This is a genomic window from Novosphingobium sp. SG751A (genome assembly GCF_013149295.1).
Taxonomy (GTDB): Bacteria; Pseudomonadota; Alphaproteobacteria; order Sphingomonadales; family Sphingomonadaceae; genus Novosphingobium.
Genome location: NZ_JABGCB010000012.1, coordinates 116,171 through 142,361, shown reverse-complemented (window position 1 = coordinate 142,361; position 26,191 = coordinate 116,171). Strand labels below are relative to the sequence as shown.

Here is a 26,191-nt window from a genome sequence, read left to right as displayed (position 1 = left end):
GGACGCATCGCGGCCAACCAACCACCACCCCATTAACGGGATTGCAAAGGGACCGAGTCCCTTTGTCCGCCGGAGGCAAACCTCAAACCTCCACCATCACCCCAAACCCGGCCACCCGCTCCGCCGCCATCAATGCCTGCGCGCCGGCCAGAGCCGCCCGCGGCGCAATATCGGCCAGCGCATAGCGCCCTGCCGCGGCCAATTGGCGCGACAACGGATCGCCGGCCTCCGCCGCGATCAGCCGCGCCGCGATCCAGCCGGTGGCGACCACGCCCGCCAGCGTGAGGAAGGGGGTGGAGCCAGCCTCGGCCACCGCCGGATCGGCGGCGATCAGGGCCTGCGCGGTGGCGGTGAACGTATCCAGTGCCTGGTCGAACCCGGCATGGTCGATGCGGGTTGCATCCTCGCGGACGGCCTTCAAGAAGGCGTGGTATCCCGCCGCGCCCGGTGCGCGCAGGCGACGCAGGGTGATGTCCTGCGCCTGCATGCCGGTGGTGCCTTCAAAGACGGTAAGGACGCGCGCATCGCGCAATCCCTGCTCGACCGGCCATTCGCGCGTATATCCCGCGCCGCCCAGCACCTGAATCGCATCCGACGCCACGCCAAAGCCCGTCTCGCCGCCCAGCGTTTTGACGATCGGCAACAGCCACCCGGCCAGCGCCTCATTATGCGCCTTGACCGCCGCATCATCGGTAAAGCGGGCCAGATCGGCGGCATTGGCCGTGGCAAAGATCAGCCCGCGCAAGGGCTCGACCCGTGCGGAAAGCGAGAGCAGTTGCGCCTGCACATCGGCATGGGTGTTGATCGTAACAGGTTGCGGTCCATTGCCGCCCTGTCGCCGCTCGGCCGCATAGCCATAGGCGATGTCGGCGGCGCGGCTGCCCACGGCAAGGCCCATCACGCCGGTAGCAAGACGCATATTGGTAATCATCACGAAGAGCTGCGGCAGTCCGCGCCCCATCTCTCCCAGCAGATAGGCGGGCGCCCCTTCAAAGCCCATCGTGCAGGTGGGCGAGGCGTGCAGGCCCAGCTTCTCCTCGATCCGGCGCACCACGATCGGCGCGCGCGCGCCATGTTCGACCGATGGGACGAGGAACAGGCTGATCGGATCTTTCGGGCTGGGGGCCTGCCCGTCGGGCGCGGTCTTGGCCAGCAGGAGGTGGGCGACGGCTCCGGTCAGATCCTGATCGCCAAAGCTGATCCAGCATTTCTCGCCGGTGATCCGCCATGTGCCATCGGCCTGCTTTTCGCCCCGCGTGCGAAGGCGGCGCACATCGCTGCCCGCGTCGGGTTCGGAAATGCAGATGGTGGCGCCGATCGTCCCGTCGATCAGGCCCGGCAACCATGCCTCGCGCACGGCATCATCGGCAAAGGCATGGATCAGTCGCGCGCCCGCCCGGCTCGGCACGGGCATCATGCCAAAGGCGGGGCAATGGCGGTCCATCATTTCCTGCACCGCATTGCCCAGCGCCGTGGGCAGACCCATGCCGCCAATTTCCGGCGAGGCGTCAAGCATAAGCCAGCCACCTTCGCAAAATTCCGCCCACGCGGCCTTGTGTTCGGGCACGGTGATGACACGGCCATCGACCAGTTTACACCCCGTAACATCGGCCGCCGCATTCAGAGGTGCCAGACGTTCGAGCGCAAAGCGTCCCGCCGAACCAAGGATCTCGGCGATCATATCCTCGCTGGCCTGTGCGCAGGATTCGCTGGTGGCCAAAAGCGCATCCCAGCCGGGGCTGATGGCCAGATGGCGTGCGATGGTGGCGGTGATATCCATGCGGTCCTCTCATTTAATTCTGTTATCATGCATAACAGTAACGCACGGGCCTGCCAATCGCCACCATGGTCGAAAAATCGCACGCGGCGCGGATTTTTGTTGCGCGCCCCCCTTGCCATCGGTCCTCGCGGGCTTCACGAAAGATTGTTATGAACGATCCATTGGCAAATCTTCCCGGCTATGTGCTGCGCCGGGCCTCCTCGGCGGCGCTGGCCGGGCTTAACCGGCGCTTGTCTGCGCTCTCGCTGCGCCATGTCGATGCCAGCCTGTTGATGCTGCTGAACGGCCAACCGGGCATTACCCAGAGCGAGGCGGGGCGCATCCTCGATATTCAGCGGGCCAATATGGTGCCGATCGTCTCGCGGCTTGAGGCGCGGGGCCTGATCGACCGCCAGCGAGTCGATGGCCGTTCGCAGGGGCTTTATCTGAGCGCCGAGGGCGAGGCGCTGCATACGCAGGTTCTCACCGTGATCGATGCCTATGAGCAGACGCTGATGGAGGGGGTGCCCGCGCCTTTGCGCAAACAGGCGATGGCGGTTCTGCATGCCTTTTGGCAATCGGCAGAAGCCGCCATCGAAGGGGATTAAGCCATAATCCACTGCGCCAGCGCGGCGACGCAATCGCGGCCCAATTGCGCGCTGCGTTCCGGGCTCCACCCCTGATCGGGGCAGGGCAGGTCATTGTGGTCCTTAAAGGGCATTTCCAGCGTCATCGCCACCGCGCCAAACCGCTGCGCAATCTGGTTGGTGGCCATGGTCAGATTGGCCCGGCCCGCAGGCGCGATTGGGTAGCCCGCCTTGGTCTGGAAATCGGGCGTCTGCGCGTCAAGAATTGCCAGATAGCGATGGTATGACGCCAGCTGCGCCTGCGTGATGCCGGGGATGCCCTCGAAACCGGCGATGAAGACATGCGGGATCGCCTCGTCGCCATGCACATCCATGCACAGGGCGACGCCGGTTTCATCCATCGCATTGCGGATGGCCAGCACTTCGGGGCTGCGGTCGGAGCGGGGATCGTGCCATTCGCGGTTGAGGTTCACGCCCGCCGCATTGGTGCGCAAATGCCCCCGGCGCGACCCGTCGGGATTGGCGTTGGGCACAACATGCACGGTTGCCTTTTCCCGCAGCAACCGCCCATGCGGATTGGCCGGATCGGTCAGAGCATCCAGCGCCCCTTCCATCCACCATTGCGCCATGCTCTCGCCCGGATGCTGGCGGGCCTGAAGCCAGATCTGTACCGGTCCGTCGCCCATGGTCAGGCAGTCGATCGGCTGGCCATCAAGGCTTTGGCCAAGGCGGCGATAGATGACGCCCGGCTCGGCGGCGATCTGCGCGATCAGGTCGTGGTGGCGCTCCATCGAATAGGGCGCGAAATAGGCGAACCAGCAGATCTCGCTTTCGGGCGAATAGGTGATGGTCAGCGTGCCGTTTTCGGTGTCCGGGTCCCATGCGGTATCGGCGCGGCCCCAATAATCGCGGTCTTCCGACACGCAGGCGCGATAGTTTTCCCAACCGCCCGGATAGGCCGCCGCGTTCAGCCCGGTGATGCGCAGCACCAACTCTCGCCCCGCCGCGCCCGAAACGCGGAAATGGAACCATTGGAAGAAATCACTGTGCGCATCGCGGCGGATGGCCAGCGTGGCGGTGGCGCCATGGATGGCGCGCACCTCGATATTGCCCGAATCAAAGGCGGAGTCGATGTGGATGGCAAATTCGCTCATGGGTGTACTCTATGGAACGCGGATCAGGGAACGCGGACGGTTTCGCCCGATCGGCCGGGAAAGCCGGAGAACAGCGCCTGTGCCAGCTTGGGCGCGGCCAGTTGGGTTTGCGCCAGAGGCGATGCGCTGGACACAGTAAAGCTGGCGCGGCCCTCCCACAGGGCCTTGCCGCCGGCGCGCTCGCGGATGACGACGATGAGGTCGGTGGCGGTGCTCTGGCTCGAACCGGTGCGGATCGGGATGGAAATGCCCACCCCGGCGCCGCTGCCGTAATTGCTGCCCGATGCGCCCAGGCTGACGCCCACCGGGCTGCGGCTCTCGGTCAGGGCTGTACGGACAAGGCGGATCGCGGCGATCTGATCGGCACTGTCGGGCGGGGCGGCGGTGTAGCCAAGGGCGGCCAGCTGGGCTTCGACCGCGATCTGATAGGATTGCAATTCGAGGCTGGACCCATCCATGCCGGGGCCGGGCACCACCGCAATCGTGCCATGGCCCAGCGGCGAGGCATCGGCGACATGGAAGCGCGAAACTTCGACCGGGCCGACCGGCACGGCGCAGGCGGAAAGCAGCAGCAGGGGCGCGAGTGAACTGATAAAGCGCATCATGGGGCCGGTGGTGGCCCCATGCGCGCGATCATGCAAGAGGCGAATCAGCGTGCCGCCAGCGAGGAGGAGGGGAAGCGCTCGAACAGCGCGCCTGCAAGGCGGACCGAGACCGCATCGTCGCTGGCCGCCTTGGTGCCTTCGCGCGTGGCGATGCGGGCGCGGGCCTCATACAATGCTGTGCCCGAGGCGCGGTCGCGGATGCGGATTTCCATATTGGTCATCACCAGCGCGCCGCGCGGCTTGGTGGCGTCATAGGCCAGCGACAGGCCCATCATCGAGCCGCGATTGGACACACCCATCGTCGCGCTGCCCGAGATCGGATTGCGCTTTTCCTCGGCGGGTTCCAACTGGTCGCGCACCACGGTGATCTCGACGAGCTGGCCGCCTTCGCCGTTGGGGCCGCCATCTGCGCTGGCAATGTCATAGCCCGCCTTGGCCAGTTGATCGACCACGGCGGCCTCGAATGTGGCCTGTTCTCGATCAGAAGCGGTGGTGCCGGGCATGGTGCGCAAGGTGATGCGGCCATGGCCCAGCGCAGGAATGGCGCCATCGGCCAGAAACCTTTCGGCATCCACCCGGCCCTCGCGGTCATCGCGCGGGGCCGAAGCGCGTCCGTAACCGCCAAACCCGCCATAACCGCCGCCCCAGCCCCCCATTCCGCCCCAGCCGGGCTGGGCATGGGCAGGCGCGGACAGAGCCAGAATGGCAAGCAGGGCAGCGGGGATCTTTCCGGAAATGGTCGGCTTCATGGCGGTGTGCAACTTTCTGTGCGGCAATAGCGGTGTTTCTGTGCCCCTTGGGCCTCAGGCTAGGCGGTCATAGCTTGCCCGATGATGAACCTGATGCGCGATGGATATGCGAAATTGTCGCAGGATTGCGATGAAAATGGCGCATAATTTAATCCCATGTCCAATAGATCATGCTAGAGACGGCAACCATGACAGACGCAACGATTGGAAAGCTTCCCGTTCTTGTCACCGGCGGGGCGGGTTATATTGGCAGCCATGCCGTGCTGGCGTTGAAGGACGCAGGGTGGAAAGTGGCAGTGGTGGACAATCTGGTCACCGGCTTCCGCTTTGCCGTGCCCGACGGCGTCGCCTTTTATCAGGGTGACATTGCCGATGGCGAATTGATCGCGCGAATCATCGCCGAACAGGGGATCGGCGCCATCATGCATTTCGCCGGATCGGTCGTTGTGCCCGAATCGGTGGAAAACCCTCTGAAATATTATCACAATAATACCGCCAAGAGCCGCGCCCTGATCGAGGCGGCGGTGACGGGCGGTGTCAAACATTTCATCTTCAGCTCGACTGCGGCCACCTATGGCATTCCCGAGGTTTCCCCTGTCAACGAGGACATGCCCAAGGTCCCGATCAACCCCTATGGCATGTCCAAGCTGATGACCGAGATCATGCTTAAGGATGTCGCGGCGGCCCATCCGATCAATTATTGCGCGCTGCGTTATTTCAACGTGGCCGGGGCGGACCCCGAAGCGCGCACCGGGCAATCGACGGCGGGCGCGACTCATCTGATCAAGGTTGCGGTCGAGGCGGCGCTGGGCAAGCGTGAGAGCGTGGGCGTGTTCGGCACCGATTTTTCCACCCCCGACGGCACCGGCGTGCGCGACTATATCCACGTCTCGGATCTGGCTAATGCGCATGTGCTGGCGCTGGAGGCGTTGGTTGAGCAGCCGCAGCGCTCGCTGACGATGAATGCCGGCTATGGGCGCGGTTTCTCGGTGCTGGACGTGCTGGACGCGGTGGACCGGGCGACCAATCGCACGATCAAGCGTGTGATGCAGCCGCGCCGCGCGGGCGACCCCGATTCGCTGATTTCCGACAACGCGCGCATCAAGGCCACCGTGCCATGGGTGCCGCGCTATGCCGATCTCGATGTAATTGTGGGCCATGCTTTGGCATGGGAGCGTAAGCTGACGGAAATTCGCGGCGAAGGTTGACTTTGCCACCCACGCAGCCTATCGGCGCGGTTCAATTTTCGGCCCGGTCGGTTCGGGCAAAGGGATTTGTCATGAAGATTCGCAACAGCCTCAAGTCGCTGAAGGACCGTCACCGGGATAACCGCGTGATCCGTCGTCGCGGCCGCACCTATGTCATCAACAAGACCCAAAAGCGTTTCAAGGCTCGTCAGGGCTAATTGATACGCGGTCGGCATTGGGTTCCCTGGGGTTCCCTGCCTGCCACGGGTAAGCTTGCAAGCCCGCCACCGCCCAGCGCGATGGCGGGCTTGCTGCGTCTGGTCCCTGAGTTGGGTGCTTCGGCGCGAATCAGGGCGAATCGGAGAAGGTGATGAGCGAGAAGCAGCCTCATGTGGTGGTGTTCGATATTGGCCGGGTGCTGGTCAAATGGCGAATCGCGGGCCTGTATGAAAAACTGATCCCCGACGCGGACCGGCTCGAATGGTTCCTGCGCGAAGTGGTCAGCGAGGAGTGGCACGCCCAGCATGACGCGGGCAAACCCTTTGCCGAGATGATCGAGGAACTGGCGCAGGAACATCCCGAGGAGCGCGCGCTGATCGAACTCTATGCGCCGCGCTGGCTGGAATGCGTGCCCGGCCCCATCGAGGGGACTCACGACATTGTGCGAGCGCTCGATGCGCGGGGGGTGCCGCTCTATTCGATCACCAATTTCGGCGTGGACGCCTGGGCGATGTTCCGCCCGACCTTCCCGGTTCTCGACCACTTCCGCGATATCGTGGTGTCGGGCCATGAGCGCATGATCAAGCCCGATGCGGCGATCTTCGACCTTGCCGCGCAGCGCTTTGGCCATGCGCCGGGCGAGATGTTCTTCATCGACGACAATGCCGACAATATCGCCGCCGCGCGCACGCTGGGCTGGCATGTGCATCATTTCGTGGATGGGGCTGAGGCGCTGGAGGCGGATTTGCGGGGGCGGGGGCTGCTGTAAAGTTTTGCCTCCGGCGGGCAAAGGGCGGGGGCCCTTTGCAATCCCGTTAATGGGGTGGGGTTTGGTTGGGGCGGGGTGTTTGACGCTGATGTTTGAAAGCCTGCGGCGCGGACAAGGATGCGTTTGCCGCGCCGCAGGCTTCAACATTCAAACATGGCGTCCGAGACCCAAGGCCGAACCATAAGCCCAACAAAGACAGTAACGGGAGCGCGAGGGTCTAGACCCTCGCATCTTTAACCCTTTAACCTCCCTCCCATGCTTCTCCGATTCGCTCTCGCCGCCGCGCTGATCACCACGCCTGCCTATGCCGCTCCCGCGCGCAAGGCCCCGCCCAAACCGGCGGCGGTCAAGGAGGTCCCGCCCCAGCCGCTCCATGACGTGGAAACCGTGGCGATGGTCACCGACCTTGGCACCATCACGCTGGAACTGGACGGCAAGCATGCCCCGATCAGCACCGCCAATTTCATGCGCTATGTTGATAACAAGCGCTTTGACGGGATCGTGTTTTACCGCGCGATGCATCTGAAGTGGGGCGAGCAGCCCAATGGCCTGATCCAGGCGGGCACGCGCGGCGATCCCCGCAAGACCTTCCCCCCCATCGCCCATGAGCCGACCAGCCAGACGGGCGTGTTGCACAAGGCGGGGGCGATTTCGCTGGCGCGTCTGGCGCCGGGCACGGCAACGGGGGATTTCTCGATTCTGCTGTCCGATATTGACGGGTTGGACGCCAATCCGCAATCCGCCGACCCGGAGGCGCAGGCCGGCTATGCCGCTTTTGGCCATGTGGTGTCGGGCATGGATGTGGTGCGCAAAATTTGGGACCAGCCGGTCGATCCGGAAGCGGGCGAGGGCTTTATGAAGGGGCAGATGCTGGCCCAGCCGGTCAAAATCATCAGCGTGCGGCGCGTTGTTGCGCCCTGATCGGATCAGTCCTCGATCTCCTGATCGTGCACTGGATGTGATTTTCCGCCCATGCCGAAGGTGCGCGCCCAGTCGCGCGCCCATTTGTCGCGATGGAGCCGTTTGATCGGCGCGCCGCAATAGATGCAATGGCCGATATAGTGATCGCTGGACGAGCGCCTGACCTTGCGGCGATTCGGGGCGTGCGAAAACAGGAGGCAACGGATTAAACCAAATGGTTTCATGCGTTTGGCAAACTTTCCCAAAACTGCTGAATTAATCCAGCATTAATAACCTAATCTTCGCTCTGCAACCTCTGCCGCAAAACCTCCTGAAGGGTGACAGAACCTTAATCCCCGATCACGCGCGGGGCGGTTGGCGGCGATAGGATAACGCCTCGGCCACATGGGCGCGCGAGACACTTTGCGCGCCCGCCAGATCGGCGATGGTGCGCGCCACGCGGCGGATTCGCGTATAGCCGCGCGCGGTCAGATTCATTGCCTCGGCGGCGCGGATCAGCAATTTCATGCCCTCGCCATCGGGCGTGGCAAAGCGGTCGAGCGATTCGCCATCCAGATCGGCGTTGCTGCGCATTCGTGATCCGTGGAGGCGTTCGGTCTGCACCCGGCGCGCGGCATTCACGCGGGCGGCCACCTGCGCGCTGCTCTCGGCCGCGGAGGGCAGGGCCAGATCGAAGGCGCGCACCGCCTCGACCTCGACATGCAGGTCGATACGGTCGAGCAGTGGGCCTGAAACCTTGCTCTGATAATCCCCTGCGCAACGCGGCGCGCGCGAACAGGCCAGCCCCGCATCGCCCAGATGGCCGCAGCGGCAGGGGTTCATCGCCGCGATCAACTGGACCCGCGCGGGAAAGGTGACATGGGCATTGGCGCGGGCGACGGTGACTTCGCCGGTCTCCAAAGGCTGGCGCAGCGAATCGAGCACGCCGCGCTGGAATTCGGGCAATTCGTCAAGGAACAGCACGCCCAGATGGGCCATCGACACTTCGCCGGGCCGCACGCGCAATCCGCCGCCGGTCATCGCGGCCATGCTGGCCGAATGATGGGGGCTGCGGAATGGGCGGGCGCGGCTGATTCGCCCGCCCTCCAGCGTTCCGGCGACCGAGGCGATCATCGAGACTTCGAGCGCCTCGGCGGGCGTCAGCTCGGGCAGAATGCCGGGCAGGCAGGAGGCCATCAGCGATTTGCCCGCACCGGGCGGCCCGATCATCAGCAGATTGTGCCCGCCCGCCGCCGCGATTTCCAAGGCCCGCCGCGCCGTCTCCTGCCCTTTGACCTGACGCAGATCCGGCCCCTGCATGGCTGCTGCGCTTTGGCCGGGCGAGGGGGGCGAAAGCGCCTGCGTGCCCTTGAGGTGGGCCAGCAGGCTGGCCAGATCGGGCGCGGCGACCACGGGGATGCCTGCGGCCCAGCTTGCCTCGGAACCTTGCGCGGCGGGACAGATCAGGCCCAGCTCATGCTCGCTGGCATGGAGCGCGGCCAGCAGCACGCCGGGCGAGCCGACGATCCGCCCATCGAGCGACAATTCGCCAACAGCCAGAAAATCGCCCATCTGCTCGGCATCGATCACCCCCATCGCGGCCAGCAGCGCCAGCGCAATGGGCAGGTCGTAATGCGAGCCTTCTTTGGGCAGATCGGCGGGCGACATATTGATGGTGATCCGCTTGGGCGGCAGGGCCAGTCCCATCGCGGTCAGGGCGGCCTGCACCCGCTGGCGGCTTTCATTCACCGCCTTGTCGGGCAGGCCCACCACGGTAAAGCCTGGCAATCCGGGGGCGAGCTGGCACTGCACCTCGACGGCGCGCGCCTCCAGCCCCAGATAGGCCACCGTCCGGACCAGCGCGACCATGTGCAAATTCCCCGTATGACTTCCCCTTTCCAAGTATTTGTGCGTAAAGTCAGACTTGTCGAGGGGAAAAGCGCGGGCGTGATTCCCTTGTGCCGAATCCCTTGACTCAGAGGCCCACTTCCCATAGTGGCGCCGCTTCACGCCCCTTCGGTATCGGCCTTCGGCATCGAGGGGGTGGCCATTTTTATCCGCGCTGCACAGCGCCAAGCATTGTTTGAGGGTTTAGACCATGAAGCGCACTTTTCAGCCCAGCCGGCTCGTCCGCGCCCGCCGTCACGGCTTCCGCGCCCGCACCGCCACGGTCGGCGGCCGCAAGGTGCTGCGCGCCCGTCGTGCGCGCGGCCGCAAGAATCTGTCGGCCTGATGATCTGGCCCGGTGGGGAGCAATCCCCGCGCCGGGCCGGTTCGCTTGAACGCCGGGGCTGATCGGTGGCAGGCGAAAACATCGTGACAGATGACGCAATGGGGTCGAAGGCATTGCCTTCGGCCCATTGTGCGTTTGAGCAAGGCGTTGAGATTCCGGAAGAGCGTGGTTCGGCGCCCAAGTTGCGCATCATGACCAAGCGTTCCGATTTCCTTGCCGCGAACAGAGGTTTGCGCGTGGCGCGGGCCGGGTTCGTGCTGCTGGTTTTGCCGCATCCCGCGCTCGACGCGGGCGATATCCGGCGCTTTGGCATCACCGTTACCAAGAAGATCGGCAATGCCGTGGTGCGCAACCGGATGAAGCGCCGGTTTCGTGCGCTGGTGCGCGAGATCCTGCCCGGACATGGGCTGGCGGGGCACGACCATGTGCTGATCGGCCGCGAGGGTGGGGTGGAGCGCGATTTCGCGCTGCTGCGCAAGGAATTGCTGGTCGCGCTGGACCGGGCCAGGGCGGGCAAGGGCGATCCGCCGCGCGGCGCCAAAGGCGGCAGGGGAGGCGGCAAGCCTCACCATGGCCGCGGCAAGGGGCCGCGCCCCGCACCTCAGGCTCCCCAAACGTGAAATATGTGCTGATCTTCATCGCCCGCCTGTGGCAATGGGGACCGTCGGCCATGATGCCGCCCACCTGCCGCTATTCGCCATCCTGCTCGGCCTATGCGATCGAGGCCTTGCAAAAACATGGCGCGATTAAGGGTGGATGGTTGACGGTGAAGCGTCTATTGCGCTGCCATCCATGGGGCGGTCATGGCTATGATCCCGTCCCTTGAACCTGTAATTTTGACCAATGTATTGGGGAAATATGCGTGAGTAACCAGCGCAATCTGATTATTGCCATGCTGCTGACCGGGCTGCTGCTGTTCGGCTGGGATGCGGGCCTGCGCTATTTCTATCCCGACATGGGCAAGAAGCCTGCGGCGGTGGCATCGGCCGCGCCCAGCCCTGCGGCCAGCGCCAAGCCAACCCGCGAAGGCGGCCTTGGCAGCGTGGTGGATCAGGCGATTGAGGCCAAGGCGCTCAACGCGGATCTTAACGCCGGTGGCCGGGTGAAGGTGGAAGCGCCGGGCCTGTCGGGCTCGATCAATCTGGTGGGCGCGGTGGTCGATGACCTGTCGATCAACCGCCACAAGCAGACCATTGACAAGGACAGCGCGCCTGTTCGCCTGTTCAGCCCCGCCGGGACCCCTGCCGAGCATTTCGCGCAGGTCGGCTGGGTCGGTCAGGGCGTTGCTACGCCTAATGGCACGAGTGTCTGGGCCGCGCCTGCCGGTGCCAAGCTGACGCCTGCCACCCCGGTGACGCTGAGCTGGGCCAACACCACGGGCCAGACCTTCACCATCACCTTTGCCATCGACAATGACTATATGATCACCGCGAAGCAGGCCGTGCAGAACGCCGGCCCCGCACCGGTGAGCGTGCAGCCCTTCGGCCTCATTCGCCGCACCGAAAAGACCGCCAGCGTCGACTCGTGGAACATCCATTCGGGGCCCTTTGGCGCCTATGATGAAGCGGTGAACTTTGGCGTCAATTACAAGGATGTGGCCGAAAAGGGGCAGGTCAATCCTGATGGCAAGACCAACTGGATCGGCTTTACCGACATCTATTGGATGAGCGTGCTGGTGCCCGAAGCGGTGCCTGCCACGGGTGATTATCGCAGCCTTGGTAATCAGCTCTTCCGCTCCGACCTGATCTATCAGCCGCAGGTGGTGGCCCCCGGCCAGACCGCGCTGCGCTCCACCCGTCTGTTTGCCGGCGCCAAGGAAAGCCTGCTGCTCGACAAGTATGAGGCCCAGGGTGTGACCCGCTTCAGCCTCGCCATCGACTGGGGCTGGTTCCGCTGGTTTGAAAAGCCGATCTTCTGGCTGCTGCGTTCGCTCTTCAAATTCGTCGGTAATTTCGGCGTGGCGATCATCCTGCTGACCGTCATCGTGCGCGGCATCATGTTCCCGGTGGCCCAGCGTCAGTTTGCCAGCATGGCGGCGATGAAGGCGATCCAGCCCAAGATGAAGTCGCTGCAGGAGCGCTATAAGGACGACAAGCAGAAGCTTCAGGAAGAAACCATGAAGCTGTACAAGGAAGAGGGCGTCAACCCGCTTGCCGGTTGCTTGCCGATCTTCCTGCAGATCCCGGTGTTCTTTGCGCTGTATAAGGTGCTGATGGTGTCTATCGACATGCGTCACCAGCCTTTCGCGCTGTGGATCCACGATCTTTCGGCGCCGGACCCCAAGCATATTCTCAACCTGTTCGGCCTGCTGCCCTTCGATCCGCCCAGCTTCCTGGCGATCGGCGTGCTGGCGGTCATTCTGGGCATCACCATGTGGCTTCAGTTCAAGCTGCAACCGGCCGCCCCCGATCCCGCGCAGCAGCAGGTGATGGGCATCATGCCGTGGATGATGATGTTCATCATGGCGCCCTTTGCTTCGGGCCTGCTGGTTTACTGGATCACCTCGAACCTTCTGACCATTGCTCAGCAGAAGTATCTGTACGCACGGCATCCTGACTTGAAGAAGAATGTCGATAAGGAGCGCGCCATCGTCGAAGCGGCGGCGCATAAGAAAAAGTGACTGACGAACAGAACCTTGAATTGATCGAGCGCGCCCGGAAAGTGTTTTCCGGGCGCGTGGACTTTTTGCTTTCGGCCCCTTCGCTGAAATTCCTGCCCGATCCGGCTGTGCCCGAGATCGCCTTTGCAGGGCGCTCGAATGTGGGCAAGAGCTCGCTGCTCAACGCGATCACCGGGCGCAAGTCGCTGGCGCGTACCTCGGTCACGCCGGGGCGCACGCAGGAGCTGAACTTCTTCGACGTGGGCGGGACGATGGGCGAATTGCCCGATTTCCGTCTGGTCGACATGCCCGGCTATGGCTTTGCCAAGGCCCCGCCCAAGGTGGTGGAGCAGTGGAAGAAGCTGGTGCGCGATTTCCTGCGCGGGCGCGTGGTTTTGAAGCGCGCGCTGGTGCTGATCGACAGCCGCCATGGCGTGAAGCCGCCCGATCTGGAAATGATGGAAATGCTCGACGGGGCGGCGCTGTCCTATCGTCTCGTGCTGACCAAGGCGGATAAGGTCAAGGCCAGCGAGCTGGACGAGGTCTATGCCAAGGTGCAGGTCGAGGCGCGCAAGCATTCGGCGGCCTATCCCGAGGTGATGATCACCAGCAGCGAGACGGGGCTGGGCATTGCCGAGATCCGCGCCGCAGTGCTGGGGGATGCCGAACTCTAAAGCGCTTTCGAGCCGGATGGGCCATCCGGCGGCTGGGAAATCGCGGTCGGCAAAGTCAGCGCTTTCGCCTGTAACAAAGGCCCGCTAACATCGGGGTAAGTTTGTCTCAAGTGAGGTCGCTTACCCCATGTTTCGCAAAAGTTTGAAGCTTCTGGCCGCCGGTGTGGCCGCTCTTGGTCTGGCGGCCTCCACGCCCGCGCTGGCATGGGGCGATCTGGGCCATCGCACGATCGCCAATATCGCGCTGGCCAACGTTTCGCCCAAGACCAAGGCAGCGATTGCTACGCTGCTGACGGCACAGAAAGGGCTGGGGACGGCCAAATGCCCGGTGCATTCGCTGGGCGACGCGGCAACATGGCCCGATTGTCTGCGCAGCGAGAGCTGGCGCTGGGGCCACACCTTCCCCTGGCATTACCATGATGGCGACATCACCGCGCCCGCTTTTGATATGAAGGCCAATTGCAGCGGCGGCCAATGCGCCACGTTCCAGATCACCCGGTTTGAACGGATTCTGGCCGACAAGAGCCTGCCGGTGGCCCAACGCCTCGAAGCGCTCGCCTTCCTTAGCCACATTGTGGGCGACCTGCATCAGCCGCTCCATGCCGCCGAACATGCCCATGACGCGGGCGGCAATGGCGTGATCGTCACCAATCTGCCGGGCGAACCCTATATCATCAACACCACCCCGCCCACGGTGGTGAACCCCAAGCCGGGCACGCTCAATCTGCATTGGATGTGGGACAATTTCCTCGTCATCCGCGCGCAGAAGGCGGGCAAGCTGCCCGAGATCCGGGCCTATGATGCGGCGGACAAGGGCCGGATCGCCACCGGCGGCATTGCCGACTGGGCTCAGGAAAGCTGGCAGATCGCCCATGACACGGTTTATCCGCAGGCCTTCGGCCATGTGGTGAATGCCGAGGAAAAGACTTCGAAGGATGTGACCATCAGCGACGAAGCCATCGCGCAGGACATTCCAATCGTCAGCCAGCGCCTGCTTCAGGGCGGCCTGCGTCTGGCCAAGGTGCTGGACGAAGCGCTGGGCGGCTAAAGCGCCGAACTGGCCAGCCAGAGCGCCACGCCCAGCATGATCAGCGCCATCACGCGCCGGACCTTTTGCATCCGGCGCGGGTCGCTGATCAGGCCATGCGCTCTGGCCCCGCCGGCCACGATGGCCAGATGGACGGCCGTGGCCAGCCCCACGCTGATCGCGGCAAAGCCCATGGCCTGTGGGATCGACGGCGCCGCGCCGCCGAGGAAAGGCGGGACCACCACGACAAAGAACAGCAGCGCCTTGGGGTTGAACAGATTGACCAGCAGGCCCGAGGCAAAATGTCGCCCCGCGCCCTGCGGCTCCGTTGCCTTGGCCACCATGTCCGCTTCTCGCCACGCCTGCCATGCCAGCCAGAGCATCAGCGCCACCCCGGCCCAGCGCAGCCCCGATTGCAGACCGGGCCGAACGCTGAGCAATTCGACCAGCCCCAGCGCGGCCAGCATCGCATTGAGCGCCAGCCCGATCCCGATCCCGGCCGTGGCCACCCACCCTGCGCGCCGCCCCTCGGCCAGACTGAGCGCGGCGAGCCATGCCATGTTCGGCCCCGGCGTCAGCTCGATTACCAGCACGGCGAGGGCAAATTCAAACCAGTTGATCGTCATGGCCATGCACCGCGCCGCGCATTAATCCGCAAAGGGCGTGCCGTCGCGGTGGAGAAAGCGGTCGTCTTCAAAGATCATGTCGATGTCGCTATAGCCGCCCGATGTGCGCGGGCCTGCCGACAGGGCGAGGAAGGTGCAGTCATCCTCGCTTTCATTGATCAGATGATGCCCATTGGGTACGCCCGCCGGAAAGACCGCCATGTCGCCCGCCCGCATGATGCTGCGCGCGCCATCCTCGACCAGTACCGCTTCGCCGCTCAGCATCACCACCATCTCGTCCTCGCCATCGTGCCAGTGGCGCTGGGACGACCAGGCGCCTGGCTTGAGCACGACATGGCTGGCCCCCAGATGGGCAAAGCCCGCCAGCGGGGCAAGGCGGCTGTACCATCGCCCGGCGACCTGCCGCGCATGTTCGGGCGGATAGCCGGTGCGGTTGGTATGGGCGAGCGAGGCAAGGTCGATCCGTGGCATGGACGCAGGATAGGGCGGGCAGGGGGCGGCGGCAAGCCGGATGGGCCAAACTCCACTTGCCCTTGGCCATGCATTTGCTAGGCGAGGGGCATGAATGACATGGTGAAGAGCGAGTTGGTCCGGCCCGGCGCCGGTGTGGCCGAATTGGCCGAGGCCCTGATTGCCTGCCCCAGCGTGACGCCCGCGACGGGGCTGGTGTTCGATTGCCTTGAGGAAATGCTGGTGCCGCTGGGCTTTGCCATCCACCGCGCGGTGGTGGGCGAGGCGCCCGACGGGCCGGTGGAAAACCTGTTCGCCATCCGGCAGGGACCAGAGGGCAGCCGCCATTTCGCCTATGCGGGCCATGTCGATGTCGTCCCCCCCGGCGAGGGGTGGAGCAGCGCGCCTTTCGCGCCCGAACGCCGGGGTGAATTGCTCTATGGCCGCGGCGCGGTGGACATGAAGGGCTCGGTTGCCGCCTTTATCGCCGCCCTGCGCGACATTCCGCGCGAGGCGGGTACGATCAGCCTCATCATCACCGGCGATGAGGAAGGCGCGGCGACCTATGGCACGGTCAAGATCATCGAGCATATGCGCGAGACCGGGATCAATCCTGACCTCATCCTTGTGGGCGAGCCCACCAGCGTCCACCGCCTTGGCGACATGATCAAGGTGGGGCGACGCGGCAGCGTCAACATGTGGATCGATGTGGAAGGGCAGCAGGGCCATGTCGCCTATCCGCATCTGGCCGACAATCCGATCACGCGGCTGGTGGCGATGCTGTCGGAACTGAAGGCGATTAAGCTGGACGAGGGGACCGACTGGTTCCAGCCCAGCAATCTGGAAGTGACCGACATTTCCTGCGGCAATCCGGCCACCAATGTCATCCCGCAAAAGGCGGCGGCGCGCATTTCGATCCGCTTTAACGATCTGCACACGGGCGAGAGCCTGTCGCAGATGGTGCGTGAGATCGGGGCCAAGCATGGCGCATCCGTGCGCCCGGTGATCTCGGGTGAGGCTTTCCTGACCCCGCCGGGCGAGTTTTCCGCCATCGTGGTCGACGCGATCCGCGCCGAAACCGGGCTGGACACCGAAATTTCCACCAGCGGCGGCACGTCGGATGCACGCTTCCTCAAAGCCTTGGCCCCGGTCATCGAATTTGGCCTGTGCAACGCCACGATGCACAAGAAGGACGAGGCGGTTGCGATTCCCGATCTTGAGGCTCTCTCGCGGATCTATGCCCGCATCGCCACCGCCGGTCTGAAACGCGCCTGATACGCTATCCGGCGCAATTGCCCCGGCCAACGGGGGTTGCTAGCCGCAAGTTTTATTTTCGGAGTTTTTCCAAGATGCGCCAGCGTCTGACGCAATTCCTGATTCTGGGCCTGATTCTGGGCATAGGTCTGGGCTATGTCCTGCATTCGTCCTATGATTCGGCCGATCCCTTTCTGGCGGCATGGTCCGATTATCTCAAGCTGCTGCCCGATGTGTTCCTGCATCTGATCAAGATGATCATCGCGCCGCTGATCGCGTCGACCATCATCACCGGCATTGCGGGCATGGGCGATTCGACCGCGCTGGGTCGCATCGGTGCCAAGGCGATGGCATGGTTCATCTCGGCCAGCTTCATTTCGCTGCTGCTGGGCATGGTGCTGGTCAACTGGTGGCAGCCGGGCTTAGGCGTCAATGCCGTGGCCAGCGCCGGGGTGGATCTGGCCACCAAGGAGCTGACCGTTCGCCACTTCGTGCTGGAAATCTTTCCGACCAGCGCGATGGAGGCGATGGCCACCAACAATGTGCTCCAGATCCTGCTTTTCTCGGTGTTCTGCGGCGTAGCGCTCAGCGCGATCGGCGAAAAGGGGCGGATCATCGTCGAATTCGCCGAGGCGGTGGTGCAGATGATGCTGCAGGTCACCGGCTATGTGATGGCGGTTTCGCCCATTGCGGTGTTCGGCGCGGCGGCCTCGATCGTGGCGCAAAAGGGTCTGGGTATCCTGGCCACTTATGGCGTGCTGGCGGGTGAATTCTATGCGGGTCTGGCGATCCTCTGGATCATCCTGATCGCAGCGGGCAGCCTGTTCCTGGGCAAGAAGATCTTCCTGCTGATCCGCTATGTGCGCGAGCCGGTGCTGATCACCTTCTCGACCGCGACCAGCGATGCCTCCTTGCCGCGCATGTTCGAGGCGCTCGACCGCTTTGGCGTGCCGCGCCGTGTGTCGGGTTTCGTGCTGCCGCTGGGCTATGCCTTCAACCTCGACGGCTCGATGATGTACACCAGCTTCGCCTCGCTCTTCATCGCGCAGGCTTATGGTATCCATCTCAGCTTTGAGCAGCAGATCCTGATGCTGCTGACGCTGATGGTCTCGTCCAAGGGCATCGCCGGCGTGCCGCGCGCCAGCCTTGTCGTCATCGCCGCCACGCTCAACCAGTTCCACGTGCCGGTCGAAGGTGTGGCGCTGCTGCTGGGCATCGACACGTTCCTCGACATGGGCCGCTCGGGCACCAGCGTGTTCGGCAATGCCGTCGCCACCGCCGTCGTCTGCCGCGCCGAGGGCATGTTGCAGCCGCCGCTCGATCCCGATGCGCCGCTGCCCGATGCGCCGCATGATACGGCTGAGCATGGGCGCAAGGGGTTGCATCTGGATCAGGGGCAGTAAGGTTTAAGGTAGGTTTGCCTCCGGCGGGCAAAGGGCGGGGGCCCTTTGCAATCCCGTTAATGGGGGCGGGCCGGATAGGTTTGAATGATGCTTGAAAGCCTGCGGCGCGGTGAGGTCATGCCTGTCCGCGCTGCGGGCTTTATCATTTGAATGCTGCGTCCGACACGTGACGCCGAACCCCTAACGCAACGCAGTCAGTAACGGGAGCGCGAGGGTCCAGACCCTCGCATCACCCTACTTCTTCTTTTTCTCCAAAATCTTATCCTTAAACCCGCACAGATCCACCACGGGACAACGCCAGCATTCCGGCGTTCGCGCCTTGCAGATGTATCGCCCGTGCAAGATAAGCCAGTGATGCGCGCCTACGCGGAAGGGCTTGGGGGTTTTCTTCTCAAGGCTGCGCTCGACCGCCGTCACATTCTTGCCCTTGGCAAGGCCCGTGCGGTTGCCCACGCGGAAGATATGCGTGTCCACCGCAAAGGTCTCGGCCCCAAAGGCGCAGTTGAGCACCACATTGGCCGTCTTGCGCCCCACGCCGGGCAGCTTGACCAGTTCGTCGCGATCTGCCGGCACTTCGCCACCATGCTCGCGTACAAGGATCTCGGCCATGGCCATCACGTTCTTCGCCTTGGAGTTGAACAGGCCGATGGTCTTGATGTGATCCTTCAGCCCCTCCTCGCCCAGATCGAGCATGTCCTGCGGCGTCTTGACGATCTCGAACAGCGCCCGCGTCGCCTTGTTCACGCCCACATCGGTAGCCTGCGCGGAAAGCGTGACCGCCACCAGCAGTTGATAGGTGTTGCCAAACTCCAGCTCCGTCTGAGGGTCCGGGTTGGCCTCGGCAAGGCGGCGGTAGAATTCGAAGATGTCGGCGGTTTTCATGGGGGCGGGGTATGGCTTGGATGGGGGTGAGGGGCAAGAAGGTTTGCCTCCGGCGGGCAAAGGGCGGGGCCCTTTGCAATCCCATTAATGGGTGGCGCTTGATTGACCAGAATTGGGAGATTTCGATATTTTAAAGCCTGGGGCGCGGCGAACGCATGCCAAAAGCGCCGCAGGCTTTATCAATTCAAACATCGCGTCCGAGCCCATCCGCCGAACCCGATGTGCAACGCAGACATTACCGGGATCGCCAAGGGACGAGTCCCTTGGCCCGCCGGAGGCAAAATTACAGCCCCAGCACTTCCCGCATCCCATACCGTCCCGCAGGCCGCCCAGCCAGCCAGAGCGCCCCCTTGACGGCCCCGCGCGCAAAGATTCCGCGGTTTTCGGCAATATGGCTGAGCGACAGTCGCTCGTTATCGGCCAGGAAATGGACGGTGTGATCCCCCGCCACGCTGCCCCCGCGCAGGGCGGCAAAGCCAATCGTGCCGGATTCGCGCGCGCCGGTGATGCCATCGCGCCCGCGCACGGCCACGTTGGACAGGCCAACCTCGCGCCCGCGCGCGGCGGCTTCGCCCAGCAGCAGGGCGGTGCCTGATGGGGCGTCCACCTTCATCCGGTGGTGGGTTTCGACGATCTCGATGTCCCAGTCCTCGCCAAGGCGCTTGGCCGCTTCCTCGACAAGGAAGGCCAGCATGTTGACCCCCAGCGAGGTATTGCCGGTTTGCAGCACGGCGATTTTGTCGGCAGCCTGATCGATCAGCCAGTGATGGCGTTCCTCGAGGCCGGTGGTGCCGATAAGGATCGGAACGCCCGCTGCGATGGCCGCATCCAGATTGCCTTCGAGCGCGGAGGGCGAGGAGAAGTCGATCAGCACATCCGATGCGGCGGCCAGCGGGGCAACGTCCTCGTCCCGGTCCACGCCGCCGGCCAGCTCGTGTCCGGCATCGGCAATGGCCTGCGCGATGGCGCGGCCCATACGTCCGCCGCTGCCGATAATTCCCAGTCTGGTCATGGGGTAAATTCCTTTCGGCGCGCTTCATGGGCGAGGCCAGTTCAAATCGCAATCACCGAAATCGCAATTACCAAAGCACGCCGTCTGCATCGACCGTTACCGGCGCGGGCGCGCTTTCGCCAAGGCCCTGCAACAGGTCGATCTCGATTGTCCGGCACATGGTGTCGAGCGGCAGATCGTGGCGCGTATTGGCAAAGGGGTCGACCAGATCGTCGCCAATCGCCAGCACCGCCATGAACATCATCCCCGCCACGGTGGACCCCAGCGGCGTGGCAGGCCCCAGCGCCTCGACCAGACCAAAGGGCAGCAGGACGCAGAACAGATGGGTGAAATAGGTGGGGAACAACCGGAATTGCGAGGGCAGGGGCGTGTTCTTCAACCGCTCCATCCCGCCTTGCGAATTGGCGATATCGACCAGAACCCGCTCAATCTGGGTCTGCTGGATCGAATCGATGATACCGTCGGCGCGGGCCTGCGCCACCTGCGCGCCGGTGGTGTCCAGCAGGCCATTGGCGGTGTTGGTCCGGCTCAAGGCCGCATCGGCCTCGGCGGCGGGGATATAGGGCAGGCTTTCGCCCGTCATCGGGATGCGGCGCAATTGATGGCGCAGCGCGTTCACATAGGCGATCTGGCGCAGCACGATGGCGCGCGCGATGGCCTGCCCTTCGGCCCCTGTCATGAAATTGCGCGAGGCGCGCGCAAGGTTGCGGCTGGCATTAATCATCAGCCCCCACAGGCCGCGCCCTTCCCACCAGCGCTGATAGGCCGAAGTCGAGCGGAAGCCCAAAATCAGTGCCAGCACGCTGCCGAACAGGGTCAGCGGCAGGCCGGGCGCCGGAAAGGGCACTACATAATAGGTGATCGTGACGATCACATCCCAGACGAAGAGCAGGACCAACGGCGTCTTGATCTGCCGGGCGATGCTGCGAAGAGTGTGGGGCGTGTGGATGATCATGGCGCGGATCAGTGTCCTGAATTGCTCTGGGGCGTGGTCTGGGCGGCGTGATACAGGGCGAGCGAGGAGCCCGAGGCCGGGCGCAGTTCGAACCATTCGGGTCGCCCGATGGCTATCATAAATATCAGCAGCGCCAAACAAAAGGCGACCAGTTCAAAGCGCCCGCGAAACTGGCTGCGCTGCTGGCCCGGCGTGGTGGGCTGGGTGGCGCTCAGCGGTCGGTGGCGGATCGGGCGGGGGCCGGGGGGCGTGCGCGGCTGAAAGCGGCGAAAGGGATTGGACGAGGGCATGGGGGACTCCATGATTGAAAGCATTGATCAGAAGGACAATCTGGGGTGCGAGCCTCTCTGTTGAATGGCCGTTTCGTTACAAATCTTTGCTGCGATGCGGCATTTCGTTGTGCGGTGCATCATAGGCGGCGGATGGATCACCGGCTTGGCCTTGGCGCCGCTTTGGGGCATAGGGGAAGGTATGGAAATGACAGGCAATATCGTGATCCTGACCGGGGCGGGATGCAGCGCGGAAAGTGGGATCGACACGTTTCGAGATGGCGGCGGATTGTGGGAACAGCACCGGGTCGAGGATGTTGCCACGCCCGAGGCGTATGAACGCGATCCCGCGCTGGTTCAGCGCTTTTACGACATGCGTCGCGCCGCGATTCAGACCAAGGCGCCCAATGCCGCCCATCACGCGCTGGCCCGGCTGGAGCGGGAATGGGATGGCGGCACGGTCACGCTGGTGACGCAGAATGTCGATGATCTGCATGACCGCGCGGGATCGAAAAACCTGATCCATATGCATGGCGAGCATCTCTCGGCATGGTGCACCGCCTGCGATACGCGCATGGGCTGGACGGCAACGCTGATCGAAGGGCCGCCCTGTCCATCGTGCGGCGCTGCGGCGCTGCGGCCCGATATCGTGTGGTTTGGCGAAATGCCCTATCGCATGGAGGAGATCCACGATGCGCTGCGCGATTGCGATATTTTCGTCTCCATCGGCACCTCGGGCGCGGTCTATCCGGCGGCGGGCTTTGTGCGGCTTGCGCGGGAAATGGGCGCGCATTGCCTCGAACTCAATCTGGAGCGCAGCCAGGGTTCGGCATGGTTCCATGAAACGCGGCTTGGCCCGGCGGGCGATATTGTGCCCGCCTGGGTGGAGGAACTGGTCGGGCCGGATTGATGGCCTCTCCGATCCCCGATGCCCTTATCCCCGATGTACAGGCCGAGGCTGATTATGCGGCGATGGCGGCGCCGGGCCATCGCAAGGCTTTGGGGCAGTTCTTCACGCCCCCGCGTCTGGCCGCGCTGATGGCCGATTGGGTGGCGGGTGTGGAGCCGCGTGTGATCCTCGATCCGGCGATGGGGGCGGGGGTGCTGACCCGCGCGGCGCTGGCGCGATGTCCGGATGCGCGCGTGGTGGCCTATGAATGCGACCCGGCGATTTTGCGCGCGGCCGATGCGGGAGGCGCGCAGGTGCGGCATGAGGATTTCCTGCGCGCCGGGTGGGATGACTATGACGCTGTGGTGATGAACCCTCCCTATATCCGCCACCGTGAATTGCGCGATCATGGCGATTTGCGAGCGGCGATTGGTCAGCGGGCAGGCTACGCCATTCCCAAATCGGCCAATCTCTATGTCGATTTCGTGGTCAAGGCGGCGTGCCAGTTGCGGCGGGGAGGACGGGGCGCTTTCCTGATCCCCGGCGAATGGATGGGGGCCAATTTCGCGCGCGGGTTCAAACAATTCTTGCTGGGGCCGGGGGGGCTGCAACAGGTGGTGCTGTTTTCACAGGGGCATGTGTTTGACGATGCGCTGACCACGGCCTCGGTGCTGCTGGTGGAGCGGCCATGATTACCGGTTGGGACTGGCGTGGCGAGGGGGATTGGCCCGCCTCGCTCGATGAACTGGCGGCAGGCGCGCGGCGGGTGGAGCTGTCGCGCGAGGAACTGGCGGGCGCGGACAAATGGGAGCCTTTGCTGCAAGGGCATCGCGGCGAGGGGCGGGCCGGGTTTGTGCCTTTGGCGCAATTGGCGCAATTCCGGCGCGGGATCGCCACCGGGGCCAATGGGTTCTTTTTGCTGGGGGCGCAAAAGCTGGCGGAACTGGGCATCGACCCCGCGCGCTGCCTGCCCTGTGTCGGGCGGGCGAGCGCGGTGCGCGGGCTGATCTGGCGGGGCGGGGCTGATGGGCTGCTGCTCAACCTGACTGATCCGCTGACGCCTGCCGAGGCCGCCTATGTTGCGCAGGGAGAGGCCGATGGATTGCCCTCGCGCTATATCCTGGCCCACCGCCGCCCGTGGTATGCGATGGAGCAGCGGGCGGTGGCTCCGATCTGGGGCGCGGTGTTTGCGCGCGGTGCCTTGCGCTTTATCCATAATGCGGCGGGATGGAGCAGCCTGACCTGCTTCCACGGCATCTATCCCTTTTCCGACGATCCGCTGCTGCATCAGGCCTTGGTGCTGTGCCTGAATTGCGATTCGGTGCGGGCGGCCTCGCGGCTGCATGGGCGGGTCTATGGCGGGGGCCTCAACAAGTTTGAGCCCAATGATCTCAAAGGCCTGATGGTGCCCGATCTGCGCCTTGCGGATCGAGGCTTGCTGGAGGAAATGGCCGCGCATCTGGCGCTTCTGGACGCCGCGCCCGAGGATCAGGCGCGGCGCCGGAAGGCCGATGAACTGGCCGAGGAAGCGGCCAGTCGCGGTTAGTTATCAAACCAGCCGGTATCGCCGCCGATCGGCATGCCCGGCGGGATGGCGGGCGCCTTGCGGCCCATCTTGCCGATTTCCGCTTCCAGCGCGGGGCCGTTCTTCAGCAGCGCCGCCACCGTCTTGCCCCAGCCGGTGCCTTCGCCCAGCTTGGCGGCGGCTCCATCCAGCTTTTCCTGAAGCAGCGCGGCTACATCGACCGGCGTTGCCGCATCGCGCCGCGCCCGCGCGACCGAAAGCAGCGCGCGCAGGGCGATGCGCCGCTCGACCGGGGTGGCATTATGCTCCCACGTGGCCGCGCCCAGCGCGTCGATCATTTCGGCAAGGCCCAGTTGCCCTGCATCGCGCCCCTGCTGCTGATACACACGGGTCAGGCGCGTGGGGGCCAGCAGGCTGTCGAGCGTGACCTGCGCCGCCACATCGGTGGCGACCAGCGGATCGAAGGCGGCGGCCCCGGCATTGTCGAAAACCTCGGTGTCGAATTGCGCATCATTGCGGCCGTTCACGCCCGATGACAGCCAGCCCACCAGAGCATCCGGCACGGTCAGTTCGGCGGGCGAAAGGGTTTTCAGCATCGCCGCCAAAGCCGCGCGCTGTTTGCCCGCCGCCACGGGTTGGGCGGGTTTGTTGGCGTCGCCCGCCACCGCATAGGCATAATCGACGCCACCCACCCATTTACCGGTCGCGGCCACCTCATAACGCGCCAGCAGCCACACCGGCACGAATTTGCGCCGCAGGTTCGACAGAGCCTCGCCCTTGCGCAGCACGCCGGGGCCGAAATTGTTGAGCGCCACGCGCCGCACCGCCAGCATATGCGCCAGCTCAGTAGGCTTGTCCTCGCCATTGTCCCACATGCTGTCATGCGGGGCGGGGCCATCGTCGGCGCGACCGTCAATGTCGGTCATATAGCGCGTGCCCTTGGCAAATTCGGCGTCCGCCAGCGCGAAGGCCCATTTGTCGGCGTCGGTGCCGGGCTTGGGCTGGCCATAGAGCCATTGCACGGTGAATTTGTCCCATGACCCGATACCCTTGGCATAGGCGTCGGACAGGTCGATCTTGCCGCCCTTCAGCCCGATCAGCGGCCCGGGATAATCCATCACCGAGGTGCGTCCCTGCGTCGATCCGGCGAAGTTGTGAACAAAGCCGATGGCATGGCCCACCTCATGCGCGCCAAGCTGGCTGATGCGGTCGAGCGAGACCTTGACCGGGTCATTGGGGCCGCCGGTGTTGTCCTGCGCCGCGCCCACCAAGGCTTCAAAGATCTGCATATCCTGCCGCACGCGCAGCGCGCCCAGCACGACATTGCCTTTGATGATCTCGCCGGTGCGCGGGTCGATGATGCCTCCGCCATAGGACCAGCTGCGCGTAAGGCGGTCGCCCCAGTTGACGATGGAATAGCGAGCGTCCTGCGGGTCGATATCGGGGGTCAGCGGCTTGACCTGAAAGGCGTCGATATAGCCCGCCGTCTCGAACGCCTGATTCCACCATGCCACGCCCTTGGCCAGAGCGCCGCGAATCGGCTCTGGCGCGGCATTGTCGATGTAAAAGGTGATCGGCTTCTTGACGCGCGATTTGGCAGCAGCAGGGTCCACCTTGTCCAGCCGGAAATGGTTGGCCAGTTGATACTGCACATCATCGCCCAGCGCGGTGCCGAAGTCATAGACCTGCGTGCCATGGCTGCCCGAGCGGATGTCGAATTTGCGCACCGCAAAGCCGGGGCCGGGCAGGCGGATCAGCGAATGGCGGATGGTAAAGCTGATCTGGCGCGGATCGGCGGCGATATTGCCCACCTCGCGCCCCGGCGTGTCTGAGGCGAAGGTCTGTACCGCCTCCATCTCGATATTGTCGGGGAAGACCTTGACCGAGGTCGGGTCGGCGGCGGAGAGATTATCCGCCAACCGGAACCCCTTGGCTTCCTGATTTAAGGCATCGGCCAGATGCATCGTGTCGCGGGTCAGGAAGGGGCTGATGTCGACCACCGTGCCCTTGGCGTCGGAGGAGATCACGTCCAGCATGGCGATGGTGCTGAAAGGGAAGCTGGTTTTGGCGCCATATTGCACGCTGGCCTCACCGGTGGCGCGAAAGCGGGGGTTTTCATAGACCACGGCCACCTTGCGCCCAAAGCGGCGGAAGGCGAGGATCTGCGTGGGGCCGAGCATCCCCCGGTCGATGCGGATCGGGGCCGAGCCAAGCCCGCTGCGGATCGCGGTGGCATAGATGAAGCGGCCCATCACCCCTTCGGCATCGGCTTTGGGCAGGGTAATCAGAATCTTGCCCGCATCGGCATCGACCCGCACCGGCAAGAGATCGCCGTCCTTGGTGTTCGATACGCCGACGGGCTCGGCCATGGCCAATTGCGGCGCCAGCAACGCGATCAGCGCTGCACCTGCCAGCTTTTGGCCCAGATTCCGGCCCTTTGCCTGCTTCATGTGATGACCCTTTT

Annotated in this window: 29 protein-coding genes; 16 read left to right on the top strand and 13 right to left on the bottom strand. The window is 64.3% G+C overall.

Annotated features, from left to right (window positions below; genetic code table 11):
* Window positions 1-82 precede the first annotated feature (82 nt).
* Window positions 83-1,780, bottom strand: a complete 1,698-nt coding sequence (locus tag FHW96_RS17115; protein ID WP_172341782.1) for an acyl-CoA dehydrogenase — start codon at window positions 1,778-1,780, stop codon at window positions 83-85.
* A 149-nt stretch (window positions 1,781-1,929) separates the two neighbouring features.
* Between FHW96_RS17115 and FHW96_RS17110 the strand changes: the two genes are divergently transcribed.
* Window positions 1,930-2,367 (top strand): MarR family winged helix-turn-helix transcriptional regulator, encoded by a 438-nt coding sequence (locus FHW96_RS17110; protein WP_172341781.1) that lies wholly within the window; start codon window positions 1,930-1,932, stop codon window positions 2,365-2,367.
* On the opposite strand, the gene FHW96_RS17105 is transcribed toward FHW96_RS17110, so the two are convergent.
* From FHW96_RS17105 to FHW96_RS17095, 3 genes are read right to left on the bottom strand one after another with little or no spacing between them, the layout of a single operon-like run.
* Window positions 2,364-3,500: a carboxypeptidase family protein gene (locus FHW96_RS17105; protein ID WP_172341780.1), complete on the bottom strand. Its 1,137-nt coding sequence runs from the start codon at window positions 3,498-3,500 to the stop codon at window positions 2,364-2,366. The two genes, FHW96_RS17110 and FHW96_RS17105, sit on opposite strands and share 4 nt — an antisense overlap.
* Before the next feature lie 23 nt (window positions 3,501-3,523).
* The gene (locus tag FHW96_RS17100; protein WP_172341779.1) at window positions 3,524-4,105 is read right to left on the bottom strand and encodes a DUF4136 domain-containing protein; all 582 of its coding nucleotides are present in this window, start codon (window positions 4,103-4,105) and stop codon (window positions 3,524-3,526) included.
* Window positions 4,106-4,149: 44 nt separating this feature from the next.
* On the bottom strand, window positions 4,150-4,854 hold the full coding sequence (locus FHW96_RS17095) for a hypothetical protein (protein ID WP_172341778.1): 705 nt from the start codon (window positions 4,852-4,854) through the stop codon (window positions 4,150-4,152).
* Window positions 4,855-5,042: 188 nt separating this feature from the next.
* Here FHW96_RS17095 and galE point away from each other — a divergent pair, with 188 nt between their 5' ends.
* The 4 genes from galE to FHW96_RS17075 all read left to right on the top strand — a co-directional run bounded on the left by galE (window position 5,043) and on the right by FHW96_RS17075 (window position 7,950).
* On the top strand, window positions 5,043-6,062 hold the full coding sequence (gene galE / locus FHW96_RS17090; RefSeq protein WP_172341777.1) for a UDP-glucose 4-epimerase GalE: 1,020 nt from the start codon (window positions 5,043-5,045) through the stop codon (window positions 6,060-6,062).
* Window positions 6,063-6,133: 71 nt separating this feature from the next.
* Window positions 6,134-6,259 (top strand): type B 50S ribosomal protein L36, encoded by a 126-nt coding sequence (gene ykgO, locus FHW96_RS17085; RefSeq protein ID WP_054122357.1) that lies wholly within the window; start codon window positions 6,134-6,136, stop codon window positions 6,257-6,259.
* A gap of 152 nt (window positions 6,260-6,411) precedes the next feature.
* A complete protein-coding gene (locus tag FHW96_RS17080) occupies window positions 6,412-7,029 on the top strand; it encodes an HAD family phosphatase (RefSeq protein ID WP_172341776.1) in 618 nt (205 codons plus the stop codon).
* A 255-nt stretch (window positions 7,030-7,284) separates the two neighbouring features.
* Window positions 7,285-7,950, top strand: a complete 666-nt coding sequence (locus FHW96_RS17075; RefSeq protein ID WP_172341775.1) for a peptidylprolyl isomerase — start codon at window positions 7,285-7,287, stop codon at window positions 7,948-7,950.
* A gap of 5 nt (window positions 7,951-7,955) precedes the next feature.
* Here the strand turns inward: FHW96_RS17075 and FHW96_RS17070 are convergent, their stop codons facing one another.
* Complete coding sequence (locus FHW96_RS17070; protein ID WP_172341774.1) at window positions 7,956-8,174, bottom strand: hypothetical protein; 219 nt, start codon at window positions 8,172-8,174, stop codon at window positions 7,956-7,958.
* 115 nt (window positions 8,175-8,289) lie between these two features.
* Window positions 8,290-9,798, bottom strand: a complete 1,509-nt coding sequence (locus FHW96_RS17065) for a YifB family Mg chelatase-like AAA ATPase (protein WP_172341773.1) — start codon at window positions 9,796-9,798, stop codon at window positions 8,290-8,292.
* A 229-nt stretch (window positions 9,799-10,027) separates the two neighbouring features.
* Between FHW96_RS17065 and rpmH the strand changes: the two genes are divergently transcribed.
* The 6 genes from rpmH (at window position 10,028) to FHW96_RS17035 (ending at window position 14,483) form a co-directional block, all read left to right on the top strand.
* Complete coding sequence (gene rpmH / locus FHW96_RS17060) at window positions 10,028-10,162, top strand: 50S ribosomal protein L34 (RefSeq protein WP_018075531.1); 135 nt, start codon at window positions 10,028-10,030, stop codon at window positions 10,160-10,162.
* Between the two features lie 191 nt (window positions 10,163-10,353).
* Window positions 10,354-10,782: a ribonuclease P protein component gene (gene rnpA / locus FHW96_RS17055; protein ID WP_172341772.1), complete on the top strand. Its 429-nt coding sequence runs from the start codon at window positions 10,354-10,356 to the stop codon at window positions 10,780-10,782.
* The gene (gene yidD / locus FHW96_RS17050; protein WP_168605015.1) at window positions 10,779-10,988 is read left to right on the top strand and encodes a membrane protein insertion efficiency factor YidD; all 210 of its coding nucleotides are present in this window, start codon (window positions 10,779-10,781) and stop codon (window positions 10,986-10,988) included. The genes rnpA and yidD overlap by 4 nt, the downstream gene beginning before the upstream one ends.
* 36 nt (window positions 10,989-11,024) lie before the next feature.
* Window positions 11,025-12,782 (top strand): membrane protein insertase YidC, encoded by a 1,758-nt coding sequence (yidC, locus tag FHW96_RS17045; RefSeq protein WP_172341771.1) that lies wholly within the window; start codon window positions 11,025-11,027, stop codon window positions 12,780-12,782.
* Complete coding sequence (gene yihA / locus FHW96_RS17040; protein ID WP_172341770.1) at window positions 12,779-13,435, top strand: ribosome biogenesis GTP-binding protein YihA/YsxC; 657 nt, start codon at window positions 12,779-12,781, stop codon at window positions 13,433-13,435. Before yidC ends, yihA begins: the two co-directional genes overlap by 4 nt.
* Window positions 13,436-13,562: 127 nt before the next feature.
* A complete protein-coding gene (locus FHW96_RS17035; protein WP_172341769.1) occupies window positions 13,563-14,483 on the top strand; it encodes a S1/P1 nuclease in 921 nt (306 codons plus the stop codon).
* On the opposite strand, the gene FHW96_RS17030 is transcribed toward FHW96_RS17035, so the two are convergent.
* Together FHW96_RS17030 and FHW96_RS17025 are read right to left on the bottom strand one after the other, a co-directional pair.
* Window positions 14,480-15,094, bottom strand: a complete 615-nt coding sequence (locus FHW96_RS17030; protein WP_253951031.1) for a LysE family translocator — start codon at window positions 15,092-15,094, stop codon at window positions 14,480-14,482. The two genes, FHW96_RS17035 and FHW96_RS17030, sit on opposite strands and share 4 nt — an antisense overlap.
* 15 nt (window positions 15,095-15,109) lie before the next feature.
* The gene (locus tag FHW96_RS17025) at window positions 15,110-15,559 is read right to left on the bottom strand and encodes a cupin domain-containing protein (RefSeq protein WP_172341768.1); all 450 of its coding nucleotides are present in this window, start codon (window positions 15,557-15,559) and stop codon (window positions 15,110-15,112) included.
* 90 nt (window positions 15,560-15,649) lie between these two features.
* On the opposite strand from FHW96_RS17025, the gene dapE reads away from it, so the two are divergent.
* The gene (dapE, locus tag FHW96_RS17020) at window positions 15,650-16,813 is read left to right on the top strand and encodes a succinyl-diaminopimelate desuccinylase (RefSeq protein WP_371815740.1); all 1,164 of its coding nucleotides are present in this window, start codon (window positions 15,650-15,652) and stop codon (window positions 16,811-16,813) included.
* Window positions 16,814-16,887: 74 nt separating this feature from the next.
* Window positions 16,888-18,195, top strand: coding sequence for a dicarboxylate/amino acid:cation symporter (locus FHW96_RS17015; protein ID WP_172341767.1), 1,308 nt, complete (start codon window positions 16,888-16,890; stop codon window positions 18,193-18,195).
* Between the two features lie 234 nt (window positions 18,196-18,429).
* Here FHW96_RS17015 and nth read toward each other — a convergent pair whose 3' ends face one another.
* The 4 genes from nth to FHW96_RS16995 all read right to left on the bottom strand — a co-directional run bounded on the left by nth (window position 18,430) and on the right by FHW96_RS16995 (window position 21,334).
* Window positions 18,430-19,077 carry an endonuclease III gene (gene nth, locus FHW96_RS17010; RefSeq protein WP_172341766.1) on the bottom strand — a complete coding sequence of 216 codons (648 nt, stop codon included), beginning with the start codon at window positions 19,075-19,077 and terminating at the stop codon, window positions 18,430-18,432.
* A gap of 283 nt (window positions 19,078-19,360) precedes the next feature.
* Window positions 19,361-20,089, bottom strand: coding sequence for a 4-hydroxy-tetrahydrodipicolinate reductase (dapB, locus tag FHW96_RS17005; protein ID WP_172341765.1), 729 nt, complete (start codon window positions 20,087-20,089; stop codon window positions 19,361-19,363).
* 67 nt (window positions 20,090-20,156) lie between these two features.
* Window positions 20,157-21,044: a bestrophin family protein gene (locus FHW96_RS17000; protein ID WP_172341764.1), complete on the bottom strand. Its 888-nt coding sequence runs from the start codon at window positions 21,042-21,044 to the stop codon at window positions 20,157-20,159.
* An 8-nt stretch (window positions 21,045-21,052) separates the two neighbouring features.
* Window positions 21,053-21,334 (bottom strand): hypothetical protein, encoded by a 282-nt coding sequence (locus FHW96_RS16995; protein ID WP_172341672.1) that lies wholly within the window; start codon window positions 21,332-21,334, stop codon window positions 21,053-21,055.
* Between the two features lie 181 nt (window positions 21,335-21,515).
* Here FHW96_RS16995 and FHW96_RS16990 point away from each other — a divergent pair, with 181 nt between their 5' ends.
* Genes FHW96_RS16990 through FHW96_RS16980 form a run of 3 tightly spaced genes read left to right on the top strand, consistent with a single transcriptional unit; the run spans window position 21,516 to window position 23,748 of the window.
* The gene (locus FHW96_RS16990) at window positions 21,516-22,223 is read left to right on the top strand and encodes an NAD-dependent deacylase (RefSeq protein WP_172341763.1); all 708 of its coding nucleotides are present in this window, start codon (window positions 21,516-21,518) and stop codon (window positions 22,221-22,223) included.
* On the top strand, window positions 22,223-22,894 hold the full coding sequence (locus FHW96_RS16985) for an Eco57I restriction-modification methylase domain-containing protein (protein WP_172341762.1): 672 nt from the start codon (window positions 22,223-22,225) through the stop codon (window positions 22,892-22,894). The genes FHW96_RS16990 and FHW96_RS16985 overlap by 1 nt, the downstream gene beginning before the upstream one ends.
* Complete coding sequence (locus tag FHW96_RS16980) at window positions 22,891-23,748, top strand: hypothetical protein (RefSeq protein ID WP_172341761.1); 858 nt, start codon at window positions 22,891-22,893, stop codon at window positions 23,746-23,748. The genes FHW96_RS16985 and FHW96_RS16980 overlap by 4 nt, the downstream gene beginning before the upstream one ends.
* On the opposite strand, the gene FHW96_RS16975 is transcribed toward FHW96_RS16980, so the two are convergent.
* Window positions 23,745-26,177 carry a zinc-dependent metalloprotease gene (locus tag FHW96_RS16975; RefSeq protein WP_172341760.1) on the bottom strand — a complete coding sequence of 811 codons (2,433 nt, stop codon included), beginning with the start codon at window positions 26,175-26,177 and terminating at the stop codon, window positions 23,745-23,747. The two genes, FHW96_RS16980 and FHW96_RS16975, sit on opposite strands and share 4 nt — an antisense overlap.
* Window positions 26,178-26,191 lie beyond the last annotated feature (14 nt).